The sequence below is a fragment of the Ensifer sp. Root142 genome, from assembly GCF_001426785.1.
In the GTDB taxonomy this organism is placed as follows: Bacteria; Pseudomonadota; Alphaproteobacteria; order Rhizobiales; family Rhizobiaceae; genus Ensifer; species Ensifer canadensis.
The window spans coordinates 66,400-81,974 of record NZ_LMFK01000004.1; the positions used below are offsets into that span (position 1 = coordinate 66,400).

The following is a 15,575-nucleotide window of genomic DNA, read 5'->3' on the forward strand; positions in this document are numbered from 1 at the left end:
CGCCGGTCGCAAAGGCCCTGAAGAGGCCGCGACATTCAAGGCAGCCGGTCAGGAAGAATAGGCCGCGATCGGCCGTCGCCTTGGCAACACGGGAACAGCTGAAGCAGACGGACGGCGGACTGGATGGGAGCTTCGCATGGACGTGAGTTATTCCACGGCAGGCACGGTTGCGTTCGAGCGCAAGCGCTATTGGGACGAGGCGGTATCGAGCACCTACTTCCCGCTCGATCTGCGCTTCCAGAACTCGGCGGAGTTTTCCGGCGAGTTGAACGTCTGGGATCTCGGCGCGGTATCGCTGTCGCGGCTTGAATCCGACGGGCTGCTCTATCGCCGACAGAAACGGCACCTGCTGCATGAGCGCGAAGAAAGCTATCTGATCACCGTGCCGGAGACGGCGGAGATCAGCTTCGAGCAGGCCGGTAAGGCAGTGCGCTGCAAGCCGGGGGCCTTCCTCGTCGAGCGCAGCCATCTGCCGTACGAATTCAGCTATACGGCCAAGAACACGCTCTGGGTGCTGAAGGTGCCGATTGCCACGCTGCGTCCGCGTGTCGGCCTTCCCGAACGTATCGCGTCGCTCAGCTTCGATTCCACCCGTGGCACCGGCGCATTGTTCGTCGACATGATCCGGCTTGTTGCGCCGCGGCTTGTCGAGATGGATGCGCCCGCCCGCGACATGACCGGCAAGCACCTGGTCGATATCCTCGCGATGTCGCTGATCTCCGACGAACGCATGCTGACGTCGGACGCAGGCTCGGTTCAGGTCGGCCACCTGCATCGCGTCGAGAGCTACATTCGCGCCAATCTCGCCCGGGCCGATCTCGGTCCGCAGGTGATCGCCGATGCCTGCGGCATCTCGGTGCGCTACCTGCACCAACTGATGAAGAGGCAGGGCACGTCCGTGTGCCATTGGATCCGGGTCCAGCGGCTTCTGCGCTGCGACGAGATGCTGCGCGATCCCACCTGCCGCAAGCTGGTTTCGGAAATCGCCTATGCACTCGGCTTCAGCGACCACGCGCAGTTGAGCCGCCACTTCAAGGCGCATTTCGGCTACAGCCCGAGCGAAGCGCGCGAGCGCTCCCATCTGACGAGCCCGAGCAGCCCCGGCTGAGCCGGACGGCGACAAACCCCAGACAGACGTGAGGCGGTCGCACGCCCGACCGGGCGAAGGGCGAAGCCTTGCCCGATTTTCAACGGATGCCCGCTTTTAAACGGATGAAAGACAGGAGACGGATTTTGCAGAACCTTCGAGTTGCGGTCGATGTCGGTGGCACCTTTACCGACATCTGCATCATGGACGAGACCACGGGCCGGATCCGGGTCGAAAAGACGTCGTCCTCCGCCGATCCGATCGACGGGATCATGTCTGGCGTCGAAAAAGCCGGCATCGACCTGTCGAAGGTGGCGCTGTTTTCGCATGGCACCACCGTTGCCACCAACGCCCTGATCACGCGGCGCCTGCCGCGCACGGCGATGGTTTGCACGAGAGGTTTCCGCGACGTCATCGAGATCCGCCGCGCCAACAAGGAAGACCTCTGGGATACCTACAAGGACGTAGTGCCGCCCTATGTGCCGCGGCGCGACCGGTTGGTGGTGACGGAGCGTGTCGACGCGCAGGGCGGGATCGTCGCCACGCTCGACGAAGACGAGGCCCGGGAGGTCGCACGCATTCTCAAGCGCCGCAATGTCGCGGCCGTCGCCGTCTGCTTCATGAACGCCTTCATGAACGGCGCCAACGAGCGCCGCATGAAGGAAATCTTGATGGAGGTGATGCCCGGCGTGCCGGTGTCGACCTCGTCGGAAGTCCTGCCCGAGATCTTCGAGCATGAGCGGTTCTCCACGACCGTCGCCAATGCGGCCTTAAGCCCCGTTGTCGTCGACTATACATCGCGGCTCGGCAAGCGGCTGCAGCAGGAAGGCTATGAACGCGATCTTCTGCTTTTGCACACAGGCGGTGGGGTAATGACCCCGAAGAGCGTCGAGGACTTTGCCGCACGGCTTGCCGGTTCCGGCATTGCTGCCGGTGCTATCGCCAGCAAATACATCGCCGAGCTCTGCGGCTTCCGCAATTCGATCGGGCTCGACATGGGCGGCACATCGACCGACGTGTCGCTCGCCTATGACGGCCAGTCGCGCATCACCAAGGACTGGTTCATCGAATTCGGCTATCCGATCCGCTTCTCCTCGATCGAGGTTCTGACGATCGGTGCCGGCGGCGGGTCGCTCGCCTGGACCGACGAGGCGGGATCGCTGCGCAACGGTCCGCAATCGGCCGGCGCCAGTCCGGGCCCTGCCTGCTACGCCAAGGGCAACCGCCAGCCGACCAACACCGACGCCAATGTCGTGCTCGGTCGCCTCGGTACCAGCCTTGCCGGCGGCAAGATCACGCTTGACGCGAACCTTGCCCTCGAGGCCGTCCGCGAAGGGGTCGCCGAGCCGTTCGGGCTAGAGCCGCATGCGGCCGCCGATGCGATCATCCGTGTTGCCAATGCCAATATGTCGGACGCGGTGCGGCTGATCTCGATCAGCCGTGGGTACGATCCACGCGATTTTGCGCTCGTCGCCTTCGGCGGTGCCGGAGCCCTGCATGGCGCGGCGATCGCTCGCGAACTGTCGATCCCCGCGGTCATCGTTCCGCCGAACCCCGGCGTCACTTCGGCGCTCGGCTGCCTGCTCGTCGACATGCAGCACGATTTTTCCGAAAGCTACCTGAAGGCGGCCGCCGACGCCGACGCAACGGCGATCGAAGAGGCCTTCCTCCGCCTCGAACAGGAAGCATCGGAGCGGCTTGCCCATGAAGGTGTCGCGGCTAAGGACGTGGTGCTCCAGCGCAGCATCGACATGATGTATCTCGGGCAGTGGCGTTCGCTCTCCGTCACCGCACCAGCGCCGGTCACCGACATCGCGCCGCTGGTCGAAGCCTTCCACCGTGAGCATCAGCGCGAATACAATTTCCGTCGCGACGAAACGCCGGTCAGCCTGTTCCGCATCAACTTGAAGGCCGTCGGCATGGTGCCGAAGGCGTCGCTGGCACGCCACGAGCCGACGGGAGTGATCCCCGAGCCGAAGACGCGGCGGAGCGTATGGTTTGAAGCCGAGGCCGCGCTCAATACGCCCGTTTACGATCGCGAAACCTTGCCCGCAGGGTTCGTCTTCAAGGGCCCTGCCATCGTCGAGCAACTCGATTCGACCGTCGTCGTCCCGCCGGGAACGACCGCGGAAGTGGACACCTATCTCAACATCATCATCCGCATCGAAGGTGAAGCGAATGTCTGAACAGCAAAACCTTGACCCGGTGACCTTCGAGGTCCTGAAGAACTCCTTCATCACCAGCGTCGATCAGATGGCCGAGCAGATCCTGAGAACCTGCTATTCCTTTGTCATCTACAACCGCGACTTCTCCAGTGCCCTTCACGATGCCGAAGGCAATTCGGCCGCTCAGGGCAACCAAGACATCGCGGTGCATGTCGGCACCCTGCATTTCACCTGCAAGGACGTCATCCGCGCCTTCGATGGCGACATGCATCCCGGCGACGTCTACGCCATCAACGATCCCTATGCCGGCGGCACGCATTTCAACGACGTCCGGCTGATCCGGCCGATCTTCGTCGACGGCAGGATCATCGCCTTCAGCCAGTCGAACGGACACTGGTCGGATCTCGGCGGCAGCGTCCCAGGCTCCTTTGATGTCGCCGCCAAGGAGATGTTCAGGGAGGGGATGCGCATCACCCCGATCCGCCTGTTCGACAAGGGGCGGTTCTGCAAGGATGTCGCCCACCTCATCGCTTCCAACACCCGCGACCCCGCCTCGATCATCGGCGACATCCATGCCCAGGCGCAGGCGACCCAGGTCTGCGAGCGCGAGATCCTGCGGCTGGTCGGCAAATACGGCGAGGGCACGGTGAAACAGGGGCTCGGCGCCGTGCAGGACTATGTCGAGCGCGCCATGCGCCAGCGGATCGCCGCACTGCCGGACGGCGAATGGGAAACGCAGGACTTCATCGACCGTGATCCGGCGGGCAACGAGGGCATGATCCCGATCAAGGTCAAGCTGACGATTAGGGGTGACCGGGCGATCTACGACTTCACCGGCAGCCACCCGACCATCGGCTCGATCTACAATTCCGCCTTCGGCGCGACCTTCTCGGCGGTCGCCGCGGGGATGAAGACCTTCTTCCCCGACCTGCCGCTCAACAGCGGCTTCTACCGGGTGTTCGAAATCATCGCGCCCGAAGGCTCGATCGTCGATGCGAAGTGGCCGGTGGCCGTCACCGGCTTCCTCATGCCCTTCGAGAAGATCATGAACGCGATCTACGAGATCTGGTCGAAGATCATCCCGGAGCGCGCCATCGCCTGTGCCTTCAACCTCGAATACCTGCTGACCGGCGGGCGTGATGCACGCGCCGCGGAAAAGCCGATCTTCATGTTCTACGACTGGCTTCCCGGCGGTTGGGGCGGGCGCAACGGCATGGACGGCTGCAATGTGACGACGGCCTGCTTCGGAACCGGCCTGATGGCCCAGCCGGTCGAGGGACAGGAACGGGCAAATCCGATCCTGACCACCGAGTTCGAGGTGCTGACGGATTCTGCCGGCCCCGGAAAGTGGCGCGGCGGTGCCGGTGTGCTCAAGACTTCCCGCATGCTCGAAGCCGAAAATACCGTCATTTCCTATATCTGCGACCGCGAGCGCGCCATCGTTTGGGGCATCGAGGGCGGGCTGCCGTCGATGCCGCACGGGCTAACGCTGACCCGTGAAAAGACCGGCAAGACGGAATGGCTCGGCGCTACTTTCTCCGATGTGGCAATCGAGGCGGGGGACGTCTTCTCGCGCCCGACCGCGGGCGGCGGCGGCTTCGGCGATCCGCTCGAGCGCGATCCGCAACGGGTGCTGGCCGATGTCATCGACGACTACGTCTCGGTCGAGCGGGCGGCGAAGGATTATGGCGTCGTCATCGATCCCGTCGATCCGGAAATCTGCGCCTACGAGATCGATGCCACCGCGACGGCCGAACTGCGGCGACAGATCCGGGCAGACCGGTTGGGTTGGCTGGGCGCAGATCCGGCCGAGGTCTCGGCAAAGTTCAAGGCGGGGGAAATCAATGCGCTCGACGCGGTGCGCCGCTATGCCGTGATCCTCGACTGGGATACGGGCGATCTGCTACCCGTCTCCACCGAACAGTTTCGCAACATGTATCGCAAACGCTCAGTGGCTGCCTGGCAGTAGCAACGCAAATGCTTGGTGGGTGGGCGGTTCGCCTACCCGAATACGGGGGGATGTCATGGCGGGTGTTACGATCGTTGCGGCCGCTGAGGCCGATAGGTCCGCATGGAACGAGCTTCATGCGGGATTTGCCGCCTTCTACGGGGTTGATCAGACCGACGAGATGCGGGATCGGGTGTGGAGCTGGATCCGCGACGGCCAGCTCGAATGCCGGCTGGCGCTCGATGGCTCGGGTCGCCCGATCGGGTTGACCCATTTTCGCGAATATATCCGGCCGCTGATGGCGGCGCGCGGGGGTTTTCTCGACGATCTCTTCGTTGCGCCCGAGGCGCGCGGCAGCGGCGCAGCACCGGCGCTGATCCGCGCCGTTGCCGATATCGGGCGAGAGCGCGGCTGGTCCGTCATCCGCTGGATCACGCGCGACAACAACTACCGGGCTCGCGGCCTTTATGATCAGCTGGCCACCAGAACGGATTGGCTGACCTATGATATCGCCTTGTAACCACGCACCAGAGTGATCATGCATCAAAACGGGAGACGCCGATGACCGCACAGCCTAATTCCACCGAAGCGCGGGACATGGCCTACCATCTCCATTCCTACACCAATCCGCGCAAGCTGGAGCGGGAAGGGCCGCTGATCATCGACCGCGGCGAGGGCATCCACGTCTTCGACAGCAGCGGCAAGCGCTATATCGAGGGCATGGCCGGGCTTTGGAGCGTGGCCGTCGGCTTCGGCGAGAAACGGCTGGTCGAAGCCGCGCGCAGCCAGATGGCGAGGCTACCCTACTATCATACCTTCTCGCAGAAATCGCACGGGCCGGTGGCGGATCTGGCGGAGAAGCTGGTCGGCATGGCGCCGGTGCCGATGCCGATGTCCAAGGTTTACTTCGCCAACTCCGGATCCGAGGCGAACGATACAGCGATCAAGCTGGTCTGGTATCGCTCCAACGCGCTAGGCAAACCGGAAAAGAAAAAGATCATCTCGCGCATCAAGGGTTACCACGGCGTGACGGCGCTGAGCGCCAGCCTGACGGGCCTCCCCAACAACCATCGATCGTTCGATCTGCCGTTTCCCAACATCCTGCACACGACCTGCCCGCATTATCGCACCGGTGCGGAGCCGGGGCAGGATGAGCTTGCCTTTTCGCGCTGCTGTGCAGAAGAGCTGGAGGCGCTCATCCTCGAGGAGGGGCCGGAGACGATCGCCGCCTTCATCGGCGAGCCGGTTATGGGGGCCGGCGGCGTCATCGTTCCGCCGGAGGGCTATTGGGCGGCCATCCAGGACGTGCTGCGGAAATACGATATCCTGCTGATTGCCGACGAGGTGATCTGCGGTTTCGGGCGCACCGGCAACATGTTCGGATCCGAGACCTTCGGCATGCGGCCGGATATCATGACGCTCTCCAAGCAGCTGTCATCGTCCTATCAGCCGATCGCGGCTCTCATGATCAACGACAACGTCTACGAGCCGATCGCCAATGAGGCAGATCGGATCGGTGCGCTCGGGCATGGATTTACCGCCAGCGGCCATCCGGTCGCCGCTGCAGTCTCGCTCGAAAACCTGGCGATCATCGAGGAGAAGGACCTGGTCGGCAATGTCCGCCGTCTTGCGCCGCATTTCCTCGGTCGGCTCAATGCGCTCGAACGGCATCCGCTGGCTGTCGAAGCGCGCGGCGTCGGCCTCATCGGTGCGCTCGAACTCGAGGCGGCGGATGGGGCGGCCGCAGGCGCAACGGGCGCGCGGGTTGGTGCGATCCTGCAGAGGAACGGCCTGATCTGCCGCAACATCGGCGATTCCATCGCCTTCTGCCCGCCGATGATCATCACCGCCGCCGAGATCGACGAGATGTTCGATATCGTCGAGGCGAGCCTTGAGCAACTCGGTAGGCAGGCGGCGGCATAAGCATCCCGGCATCGGGCCCGCATCATAGTGCGGGCTCACGGTACGCCGGGCTGCGGGCGTCTTCACGACGACGAAATCAGGAACGCCAGAGGCCGCCATGACGTGGCGACCATACCTGTGAGCCATCGCCCTTCGATCAGAACCGATATCCGACGAACAGCGACCCGGTCGGCTGCAGCTCGCGCTCGACAGTCCCGTTTGCCGTACCCCCAAGTCGCTGCAATCGCAGAGATCTTGATGGCTGCGATGCCTTCATTGAGCCGGCTTCCAGCCATTGGCATCCGCGCCGCCGGCGATCGAAGCCTCAGCAATGATGCCTGTCCTCGACCGCTTCTTCATCCTTAGTCGTAGCGAAAAGACGCAGATTGACACGCGTTCAATCCTGGACATATCATTAAGTCAAATTACTTGACTTATTAAATGCGTCATCGAAACCTGGAGGGGAGTTCGTCATGCCGGCAGTCGAGGAAATGCGGTCCAGACCAATTGTAACGGGGACCGGAAACATCATCAGCAGAGTTTCGGCAAGGGTGTTCGGCGGGGTCATGGCCGCGTCATTCGCCATGCTTGCAGCGGGCCAGGCGCAGGCCGAGTCCGTTCTGACCATGCATATCGAAGAGCAGACGAGCTGGGTGCAGAACTTCAACCCGTTCGACCTGGGCGGGCGGCGCCAAAGCACCATGGACTTCGTCTATGAGCCGCTCGTGATCTTCAACGACTATGACAGCGGCAAGCCGGTCTGGCGGCTGGCAACCGGCTACAAGTTTGCCGACGATCTGAAGTCGATCACCTATACGCTGCGCGATGGCGTCAAGTGGTCGGATGGCAAGCCGCTGACATCGGCCGACATGAAATTCACCCTCGAACTGATGCTCAAGAACCCGGCGGTCGACATCGTCGGCGTCGGCGAGAGTGTCGCTTCGGTCGAGGCGGTGTCGCCCACGGAGGTCAAGATCAACCTCAAGGGCGTCGATACACATTTCCCGGAATCGCTCGCCGACTTTCCTGTCGTGCCCGAGCATATCTGGAAGGATGTTGCCGATCCGCTCGCCTTCAAGAACGAGAAGCCTGTTGGTTCCGGCCCGATGACCGAGATCCGCCGCTTCACGCCGCAGGTCTACGAGCAATGCCGCAATCCCAACTACTGGGACGCAGCGACCCTGAAGGTCGATTGCCTGAAACTGCCGCAGATTGCCGGCAATGACCAGATGCTGGCGCTTCTGCCCGAGGGGGGCCTTGACTGGTTCGGCTCGTTCCTGCCGCAGATCGACAAGACCTATGTCGGCCTCGACCCGGAGCACAATGCCTATTGGCAGCCACCGGCCGAAACGGTTTCCTTCCAGATGAACCTCAAGTCGGCCAATGCCGGCAACGCCGAAGCCTTCAACGACATGACCTTCCGCCGCGCCTTCAGCCTGGCGATGGATCGCGTTTCCATGGTCGACATTGCCGGCTTCGGCTATCCCGTCGTCAATGCGCATGCGAGCGGCCTGCCGCCTCGCTTTGATAGCTGGCGCAACAAGGCGGCCGAGGGCGCCCAGGACGAATGGCTCGCCTACGACATCGACAGGGCCAACAAGCTGCTCGACGATGCCGGCTACAAGAAGGACGGCGAAGGGTTCCGCACGACGCCGAGCGGCAAACCCATCACCTTCCCGATCATCGTCCCCAACGGCTGGACCGACTGGATCGATGCGGTCCAGATCGCCACCGAAGGCCTGCGCAAGATCGGGATCAATGCTTCGGTGGCCACGCCCGAATACGAGCAATGGCAGAAGCAGATCCTCGACGGCTCATTCGAGGCCGTGATGAATTCGCGCGCCGACGGGCCGACCCCCTTCCGCGGCTATTTCCAATCGCTGTCGACCGCCTTCGGCGGACGGATCACCAGCGCGCCTTCGCGCTACTCCAATCCGGAACTCGACGAGGTGTTTGACGCATATCGCCGGGCGACGACGGACGAGGACCGCAAGAAGCTGTTCGACCAGGTGCAGCTGATCGTTGCCGACAATCTGCCCGTCGTTCCCGTCTTCAACGGTCCGACCTGGTACCAGTTCTCGACCAAGCGCTTCACCGGATGGGTCTCGAAGGAAGAGCCCGCGATGAACCCCGAGGATCACGACAACAACCGCATGCGGTTGATGCATCTGTTGCGGCTGAAGCCGGCCGAATAGGCTCAGGGAAGGGCTGACTGATGCGACTTCCTCGCCGACGGCTTGCCGTCTACTGCGTCGCGTTCCTGTTTGCGATCGTGATGAACTTTGCGGTTCCCCGGTTGATGCCGGGTAGCCCCGTCGACAGCATGATCGCCCAGCTCGGACCGCGGGCAACGCCCGCGGCGATCGAGGCGATCAAGGCGCGGTTCGGCGCCATCGAACAGCCGATGTGGCAACAGTTCGTCGACTACATAGTCGGGCTGGCGCATTTCGATCTCGGCGTATCGGTGAAGTACTACCCGCAAACGGTGCTCGAGGTTCTCGGGCGGTCGGCCGGCTGGACGGCGTTCCTGGTGGTAACCGCAATCGTCTTTTCGCTGTCGATCGGGGTCTCGCTTGGAGCCTTGGCAGCCTGGCGTCGCGGCGGCCGGTTCGACAGCTTCGTCTCGCCGTTCTCGGTGGTGATGATCGCTGTGCCGCCCGTGATCATCGCGCTGGCGACGCTGTTCATCTTCGGCGTCACCCTTCGCCTGCTGCCGGTCGGCTATGCCTACGATCCGAGCCTCGATCCGGGGTTCAATTTCACTTACTTCGGCAGTGTCTTTCTGCATGCGATCATGCCGGTGCTGACGCTCTCTCCCTACCTGATCGGCGAGTTCCAGACGACCATGCGCTCCAGCATGATCTCCGTGCTCGGCGAGGATTATGTCACCATGGGTCGCGCCAAGGGGCTGTCCGAATCCGCTGTCATGTTCGGCTATGCCGCCCGCAATGCCATGCTGCCGGTGCTGACCAACCTCGCGCTGATGCTCGGCGCCGTGTTCGGCGGATCGATCGTGACCGAAATCGTCTTCAATTATCCCGGCCTCGGCCTCACGCTCTATACCGCCAGCGTCGCGCGCGACTATCCCGTCATCCAGGGGCAGCTGCTGTTAATGACGATGGCCACGCTCGGGGCAAACCTGCTTGTCGACATTCTCTACGGCGTCGTCGACCCGCGTATCCGGGAGGGGCGCGCATGACCTCGGGTCTTACATTGTTATGGCGGCAGAAGAAGGCCGTTGCCGGTCTCGCCATCATCGTCGCGCTTTGCCTGATGGCGCTTCTGGCGCCGCTGATCGCCCCCGGCGATCCCGGCGAACGGGTCGGGCGCTCGCATCAGCCGCCAACGGTCGAGCATGTCTTCGGCACCACCAAGATGGGGCGCGACGTCTATTCCCAATTCGTCTGGGGTGCACGTCCGTCGCTCGCCGTCGGTTTTGCGACCGGCCTTGCGATCACAGCACTCGGCACGATCGTCGGGCTGGTGGCCGGCTATTTCGGCGGGCGCACCGATGCCACGCTCGATCTCGCGACCAACGCCGTGCTGGTCATTCCCAACATACCGCTGCTGATCCTGCTCGCGTCCTTCGCCGGCACGGTCGGGCCGCTGGCGATCATGGCGATCATCGCGCTCACCTCCTGGCCTTGGGGCGCCCGCATGACCCGCTCGCAGACTTTGGCGCTGCGCAACCGCGAATTCGTCGTTGCCGCCCGCATGGTCGGCGAGCCGCACTGGCGGGTGATCTTTGTCGAGATCCTGCCCAACCTCGTGCCGTTGATCGGCATCAACGTCGTCGGCAGCATCATCTACGCCATCGTCGCCCAGACGACGCTCGAATATCTCGGCTTCGGCGATCCGCTGCGCGTCACCTGGGGCACGATGCTCTACAACGCCCAGAACTCGTCGGCGATCATCATCGGCGCCTGGTGGGATATCGGTGCGCCGGCGGCCGGCATCGCGCTGGTCGGGCTCGGCCTCGCGCTTCTCAATTTCACTTTCGACGAGATTGCCAATCCGCAGCTTCGTTCCGGCCCTGCGCTCAGCCGTTGGCTGCGGCTCAACAGGCGGCGTAACCGCGCGCTGGAGGTGGGACGATGAGCGAGCCGCTGCTGCAGGTCCGCAATCTCGATGTCGATTACCTGCTCGACGACGGCGCCTTTCGTGCGGTCAGGAACGTTTCCTTCGACATCAACCGCGGTGAGCTGTTCGGACTTGCCGGCGAGTCCGGTTGCGGCAAGAGCACGATTGCCTACGCGATCACCCGCCTGTCGAAACCGCCGGCCTGGGTGGCCGGCGGCGAAATCCTGCTCGAGGGCCGCAACCTGCTGCAGATGCCGGAGACGGCCTTGCAGGACGTACGCTGGCGGCGCATCGGCATGGTGTTCCAAAGCGCGATGAACTCGCTCAACCCGCTGATGCGGGTCGAGGCGCAGTTCCATGACGTGCTGCACCGGCACACCGGCGCGACCCGGGCACAATCACGGGCGCGGGCCGAGGAGATGTTTCGCCTGGTCGGCATCCCGGCCAGCCGGCTCGATGACTATCCGCACCAGTTCAGCGGCGGCATGCGACAGCGCATCGTCATTGCCATCTGCCTTGCGCTCCGGCCCCAGTTGATCATCATGGACGAGCCGACGACGGCGCTCGATGTGGTGGTGCAGCGCGAAATCCTGGAGCAGGTCGTTGATCTTCAGAGCACCCATGGCTTCTCTGTCCTGTTCATCACCCACGACCTGCATCTGATGGCGCAGCTCTGCCATCGCATCGGTGTGATGCTGAAAGGCGAACTGGTCGAGGTCGGCGACGTCCGTCAGATCAGCCGTGCGCCGGCTCACGACTATACCCGCAAGCTCTGGGGCGCCATTCCGCAGCTGCCTGCTTCCGTCAAGAGAGTGGGGGCCGTAGAATGAACGTCATGCCCGTTGCTTCCCCTCTTGCGCCCGTGCCGACGGACGCCATCGTCCAGCTCGATGCGATCACCCGCAGCTTTGGTCACGTCGAGGCGCTGCGCGGTATCTCGCTGGCGTTGAGACCGGGGCGGGCGCTGGCGCTGGTTGGCGAATCCGGCTGCGGCAAGACGACATGCGCCCGCATCATTGCGCGCATGGACGCCCCGACGGCGGGGTCGATGCAATTTCGTGGCCGCGATATCACCGCCACCGGTAGTGCGGCTGCAGAGAAGGCCTATCGCCGCGCGGTGCAGATGGTGTTTCAGGACCCATTCGCCTCACTCAACCCGGTGTTCACGGTCTATCATCATCTGGCAAGACCGCTCGCCCTTCACGGGCATGCCAGGGGCAGGGCGCAATTGCGCGAAGCGGTCGACACGCTCTTGAGCGATGTCGGCCTCGATCCCGGCTTGACCGCACACAAGTTTCCGCACGCGCTTTCCGGCGGACAGCGCCAGCGCGTCAACATCGCCCGGGCGCTTGCGGTTCGGCCCGACGTTCTGGTTGCCGACGAGCCGACATCGATGCTCGACGTCTCGATCCGCCTCGACATCCTCGAACTCTTGGCCGGCATCAAGCGCGATCGCGATCTCGCCATGCTCTACATCACCCACGATATCGCCACCGCCGCGCATATTGCCGAAGACGTCGTCGTCATGTTTGCGGGCCAGATGGTCGAGTGGGGCGCGACGGAAGCCGTGATCGGTGATGCGCGCCACCCCTATACGCAGCTGCTGCTCTCCGCCGTGCCCGACCCGGATCGCCCGTTCGTGCCCGGCGCCAGCGCCCGCTTTCTCGGTCACGCCGAAGAGGTTCGCCGCATCAGCCGGCCGGTCTCGAGCGTGGTCGAACAGGTCGGTCCCAACCACTTCGTGCGCGCACTCGGCGTCGCCTAATTCCAACATCACAGGTTTGCTCATGGATTATCTCGTCAATCTGTCTCTGCTTCGCCCAAAGCCCGACCTCGACCAGCGGATGGATGCGGCAGGGGTGACGATCAGGCGTGCCCTGGCACCCGAGTTCGAGCTGGTGATCGCGTGGGTCCGGGAAAAATTCGGATCGGGCTGGGCCGGCGAGACCGCCGTCGCGCTCACCCGCCAGCCGCCAACCTGCCTTCTCGCCACGCGTGATGGAAAGCTCATCGGCTTTGCCTGTCACGAGGCGATCGCGCGCGGGTTCTTCGGCCCGACCGGCGTCGATGAAGCAGCACGCGGCGAAGGAATAGGCCACGCGTTGCTGCTTGCTTCTTTGCTCGATTTGAAGACGATGGGCTACGCCTATGCCATCATCGGCGATGTTGGTCCGTCGGCGTTTTACGAGCGGACCGTCGGCGCCATGCCAATCCCGAATTCCGCGCCCGGCATTTATGCCGGCATGCTCAAGATCGACGACTAACCCTTCTGGAGATGATGATGACGATCGCTACGAAACCGGTATTCCGTCTGGAAACGCTCTGGACGCCGGCAAAGACGGACACCCCAGCGGTTTATTCGCTGACACTGACGAACGCCTCCGATCGCCCGCTTCGGGATTTTCGACTTTGCGTTTCGGGACCTGCACGCATCGACCCTGCCGCCGCCGTCGAAGGCGGAGAGTTGTTGAGCCGGCTTTCCAACTATTCCGAGTTCGCGCCGCCGGCTGACCTGGTGCTTCAGCCGGGAAGCGTGTGGATCGTGAAGGCGCACGGTATGAGCTTCGAGCCGCAGCACTGGACCGACGGAGCCAACTCCGCCTATCTCGTCCTTGCCGACGGCAGCACCGCGCCGATCTCGGTCGTGCCGTCGCGCGCCCACGGCGACAACGCCGAGCTGAAACGTGGCGCGGTCATCTATCCCGTGCCAAAGGTAGCACCGGTTGCCGTTTCGGTCGTGCCCTGGCCGCAGGACGTATCCGTCTCCGGCCGCCTGACGCCGCCATCAGGGCTCGACCTTGCGCCGGAAGGGGCAGAAGCCGAAGCCGCAGCACGCGCATTTGCCGAGCTGACGGGGAGCCTGTTTCCGGTCGAAGGACTTGTTCGGCCGGTAGCGGAAGGCGGCCTTCCGGCCGCGCTATCGCTTTCGGGCGACCTTGCGGAGGAAGCCTATGTCATCCGCTTCTCGCTAGCTGGCGTCGCTGTGACCGGCGGCACGCGCACCGGTCTCCTCTATGGCCTGATCACGCTCGGGCAGATCCTGCGGGGTGCTAAGCTTCATCCCGGCACATTCCTGTTTCCGGCAGGCGGCGAGATTCGGGACGAGCCGGCGCTCGGCTGGCGCGGCACGCATCTCGACGTTGCCCGCCAGTTCTACAGCACCGCCGAGGTCTCGCGGTTCCTGCGGCTGATGGCCTGGAACAAGCTCAACCGCTTCCACTGGCACCTCTCGGACGACGAGGCCTGGCGGATCGAGATCGACGCCTATCCGGCGCTGACCGAGGTCGGTGCCTGGCGCGGCCATGGCCGCAAGATCCCGCCGTTGCTCGGCTCCGGCCCGCAGGTGACGGGCGGTTACTACACCAAGGCAGCCGTTCGCGAGATCGTTGCATTGGCGGAAACCTTGGGGATCGAGGTGATGCCGGAGATCGACGTGCCCGGACACTCCTTCGCGATGCTGCAGGCCATTCCGGAGCTGCGCGATCCCAACGAAGCCGGCAGCTATTATTCCGTGCAGGGCTTCCCGGACAATTGCCTCAACCCGGCGCGCGAAGAAACCTATCGTGTGCTCGAAGTCGTCTTCGACGAACTGATCGAACTCTTCCCGTCGAAGATCATCCATGTCGGTGCCGATGAGGTGCCGCTCGGCGCCTGGTCGGGCTCGCCAGAGGCACTTGAGCGGTTGCGGGCGGTGGCTGGCGAAGAGGTGGCGACGACCCACGCCAAGCGGCTCAATGTCGTCACCAACACCCACGGGGCCGACGAGATCGACGGATCGGGTGCCGCCGTGCTGCAGGCGGAGTTCCTGGCGCGCGTCCAGGGGTTCCTCGCAAGCCGTGGCTGCGTTACCGGCGGCTGGCAGGAGGCGGCCCATGGCAACGTCATCGACAAGCAGAAGTCGCTGCTCTTCGGCTGGCGAACGGTCGAAGCCAATGCCGAGCTTGCCGGCGAAGGCTACGACATCGTCGTTTGCCCGGGACAGGTCTACTATCTCGACATGGCCAACAGCCCGGCCTGGTCAGAGCCCGGCGGCAGCTGGGCCGGCTGGTCGGACCCGGAAAAACTCTACCTGTTCGACCCGATCGAAGGCTGGACCGACGCCCAGAAGAAACATCTGCGCGGGCTGCAATGCTGCATCTGGTCAGAGCCGATGACCGACCGCGGTGTGTTCGACCGCCTGGTGTTCCCGCGGCTGTCGGCGCTGGCCGAAACCGGCTGGACCCGCCCGGAGCGCAAGAATTTCAAACGCTTCGAGGTGCTGGTCGGGCTGATGCCGGTTCTCTACGGCTTTTACTCCGACCAGTAATCCTGTGGCTGAACGGGGTGTCAAAGCCGTTTGATGCCCCGTTTCCCGTGCGTTTTTGGGTGGGCAGACGTCGCGAATCAACGTTTG

At 63.7% G+C, this 15,575-nt stretch carries 12 protein-coding genes; all 12 read left to right on the top strand.

Annotated elements, in window-relative coordinates; translation table 11 throughout:
* Nucleotides 1-136 precede the first annotated feature (136 nt).
* Nucleotides 137-1,108, top strand: a complete 972-nt coding sequence (locus ASD52_RS07715; RefSeq protein WP_057205869.1) for a helix-turn-helix domain-containing protein — start codon at nt 137-139, stop codon at nt 1,106-1,108.
* Nucleotides 1,109-1,233: 125 nt separating this feature from the next.
* Nucleotides 1,234-3,273 carry a hydantoinase/oxoprolinase family protein gene (locus tag ASD52_RS07720; protein ID WP_057205871.1) on the top strand — a complete coding sequence of 680 codons (2,040 nt, stop codon included), beginning with the start codon at nt 1,234-1,236 and terminating at the stop codon, nt 3,271-3,273.
* A complete protein-coding gene (locus tag ASD52_RS07725; RefSeq protein WP_057205873.1) occupies nt 3,266-5,221 on the top strand; it encodes a hydantoinase B/oxoprolinase family protein in 1,956 nt (651 codons plus the stop codon). The genes ASD52_RS07720 and ASD52_RS07725 overlap by 8 nt, the downstream gene beginning before the upstream one ends.
* Nucleotides 5,222-5,276: 55 nt before the next feature.
* Nucleotides 5,277-5,720, top strand: coding sequence for a GNAT family N-acetyltransferase (locus tag ASD52_RS07730; RefSeq protein ID WP_057223775.1), 444 nt, complete (start codon nt 5,277-5,279; stop codon nt 5,718-5,720).
* 41 nt (nt 5,721-5,761) lie between these two features.
* Nucleotides 5,762-7,123 carry an aspartate aminotransferase family protein gene (locus ASD52_RS07735; RefSeq protein WP_057223777.1) on the top strand — a complete coding sequence of 454 codons (1,362 nt, stop codon included), beginning with the start codon at nt 5,762-5,764 and terminating at the stop codon, nt 7,121-7,123.
* 545 nt (nt 7,124-7,668) lie between these two features.
* Nucleotides 7,669-9,297: an ABC transporter substrate-binding protein gene (locus ASD52_RS07740; protein WP_244497439.1), complete on the top strand. Its 1,629-nt coding sequence runs from the start codon at nt 7,669-7,671 to the stop codon at nt 9,295-9,297.
* Nucleotides 9,298-9,317: 20 nt separating this feature from the next.
* Nucleotides 9,318-10,301 (top strand): ABC transporter permease, encoded by a 984-nt coding sequence (locus tag ASD52_RS07745; RefSeq protein ID WP_025429674.1) that lies wholly within the window; start codon nt 9,318-9,320, stop codon nt 10,299-10,301.
* Nucleotides 10,298-11,200, top strand: coding sequence for an ABC transporter permease (locus ASD52_RS07750; protein ID WP_025429675.1), 903 nt, complete (start codon nt 10,298-10,300; stop codon nt 11,198-11,200). Before ASD52_RS07745 ends, ASD52_RS07750 begins: the two co-directional genes overlap by 4 nt.
* Nucleotides 11,197-12,012: an ABC transporter ATP-binding protein gene (locus ASD52_RS07755; protein ID WP_025429676.1), complete on the top strand. Its 816-nt coding sequence runs from the start codon at nt 11,197-11,199 to the stop codon at nt 12,010-12,012. The genes ASD52_RS07750 and ASD52_RS07755 overlap by 4 nt, the downstream gene beginning before the upstream one ends.
* Nucleotides 12,013-12,017: 5 nt before the next feature.
* Nucleotides 12,018-12,947, top strand: coding sequence for an ABC transporter ATP-binding protein (locus tag ASD52_RS07760; RefSeq protein WP_025429677.1), 930 nt, complete (start codon nt 12,018-12,020; stop codon nt 12,945-12,947).
* 22 nt (nt 12,948-12,969) lie between these two features.
* Entirely contained in the window at nt 12,970-13,446 is a 477-nt protein-coding gene (locus tag ASD52_RS07765) for a GNAT family N-acetyltransferase (RefSeq protein ID WP_025429678.1), read from the top strand.
* Between the two features lie 17 nt (nt 13,447-13,463).
* On the top strand, nt 13,464-15,488 hold the full coding sequence (locus tag ASD52_RS07770) for a beta-N-acetylhexosaminidase (RefSeq protein ID WP_057223779.1): 2,025 nt from the start codon (nt 13,464-13,466) through the stop codon (nt 15,486-15,488).
* Nucleotides 15,489-15,575: the final 87 nt, after the last annotated feature.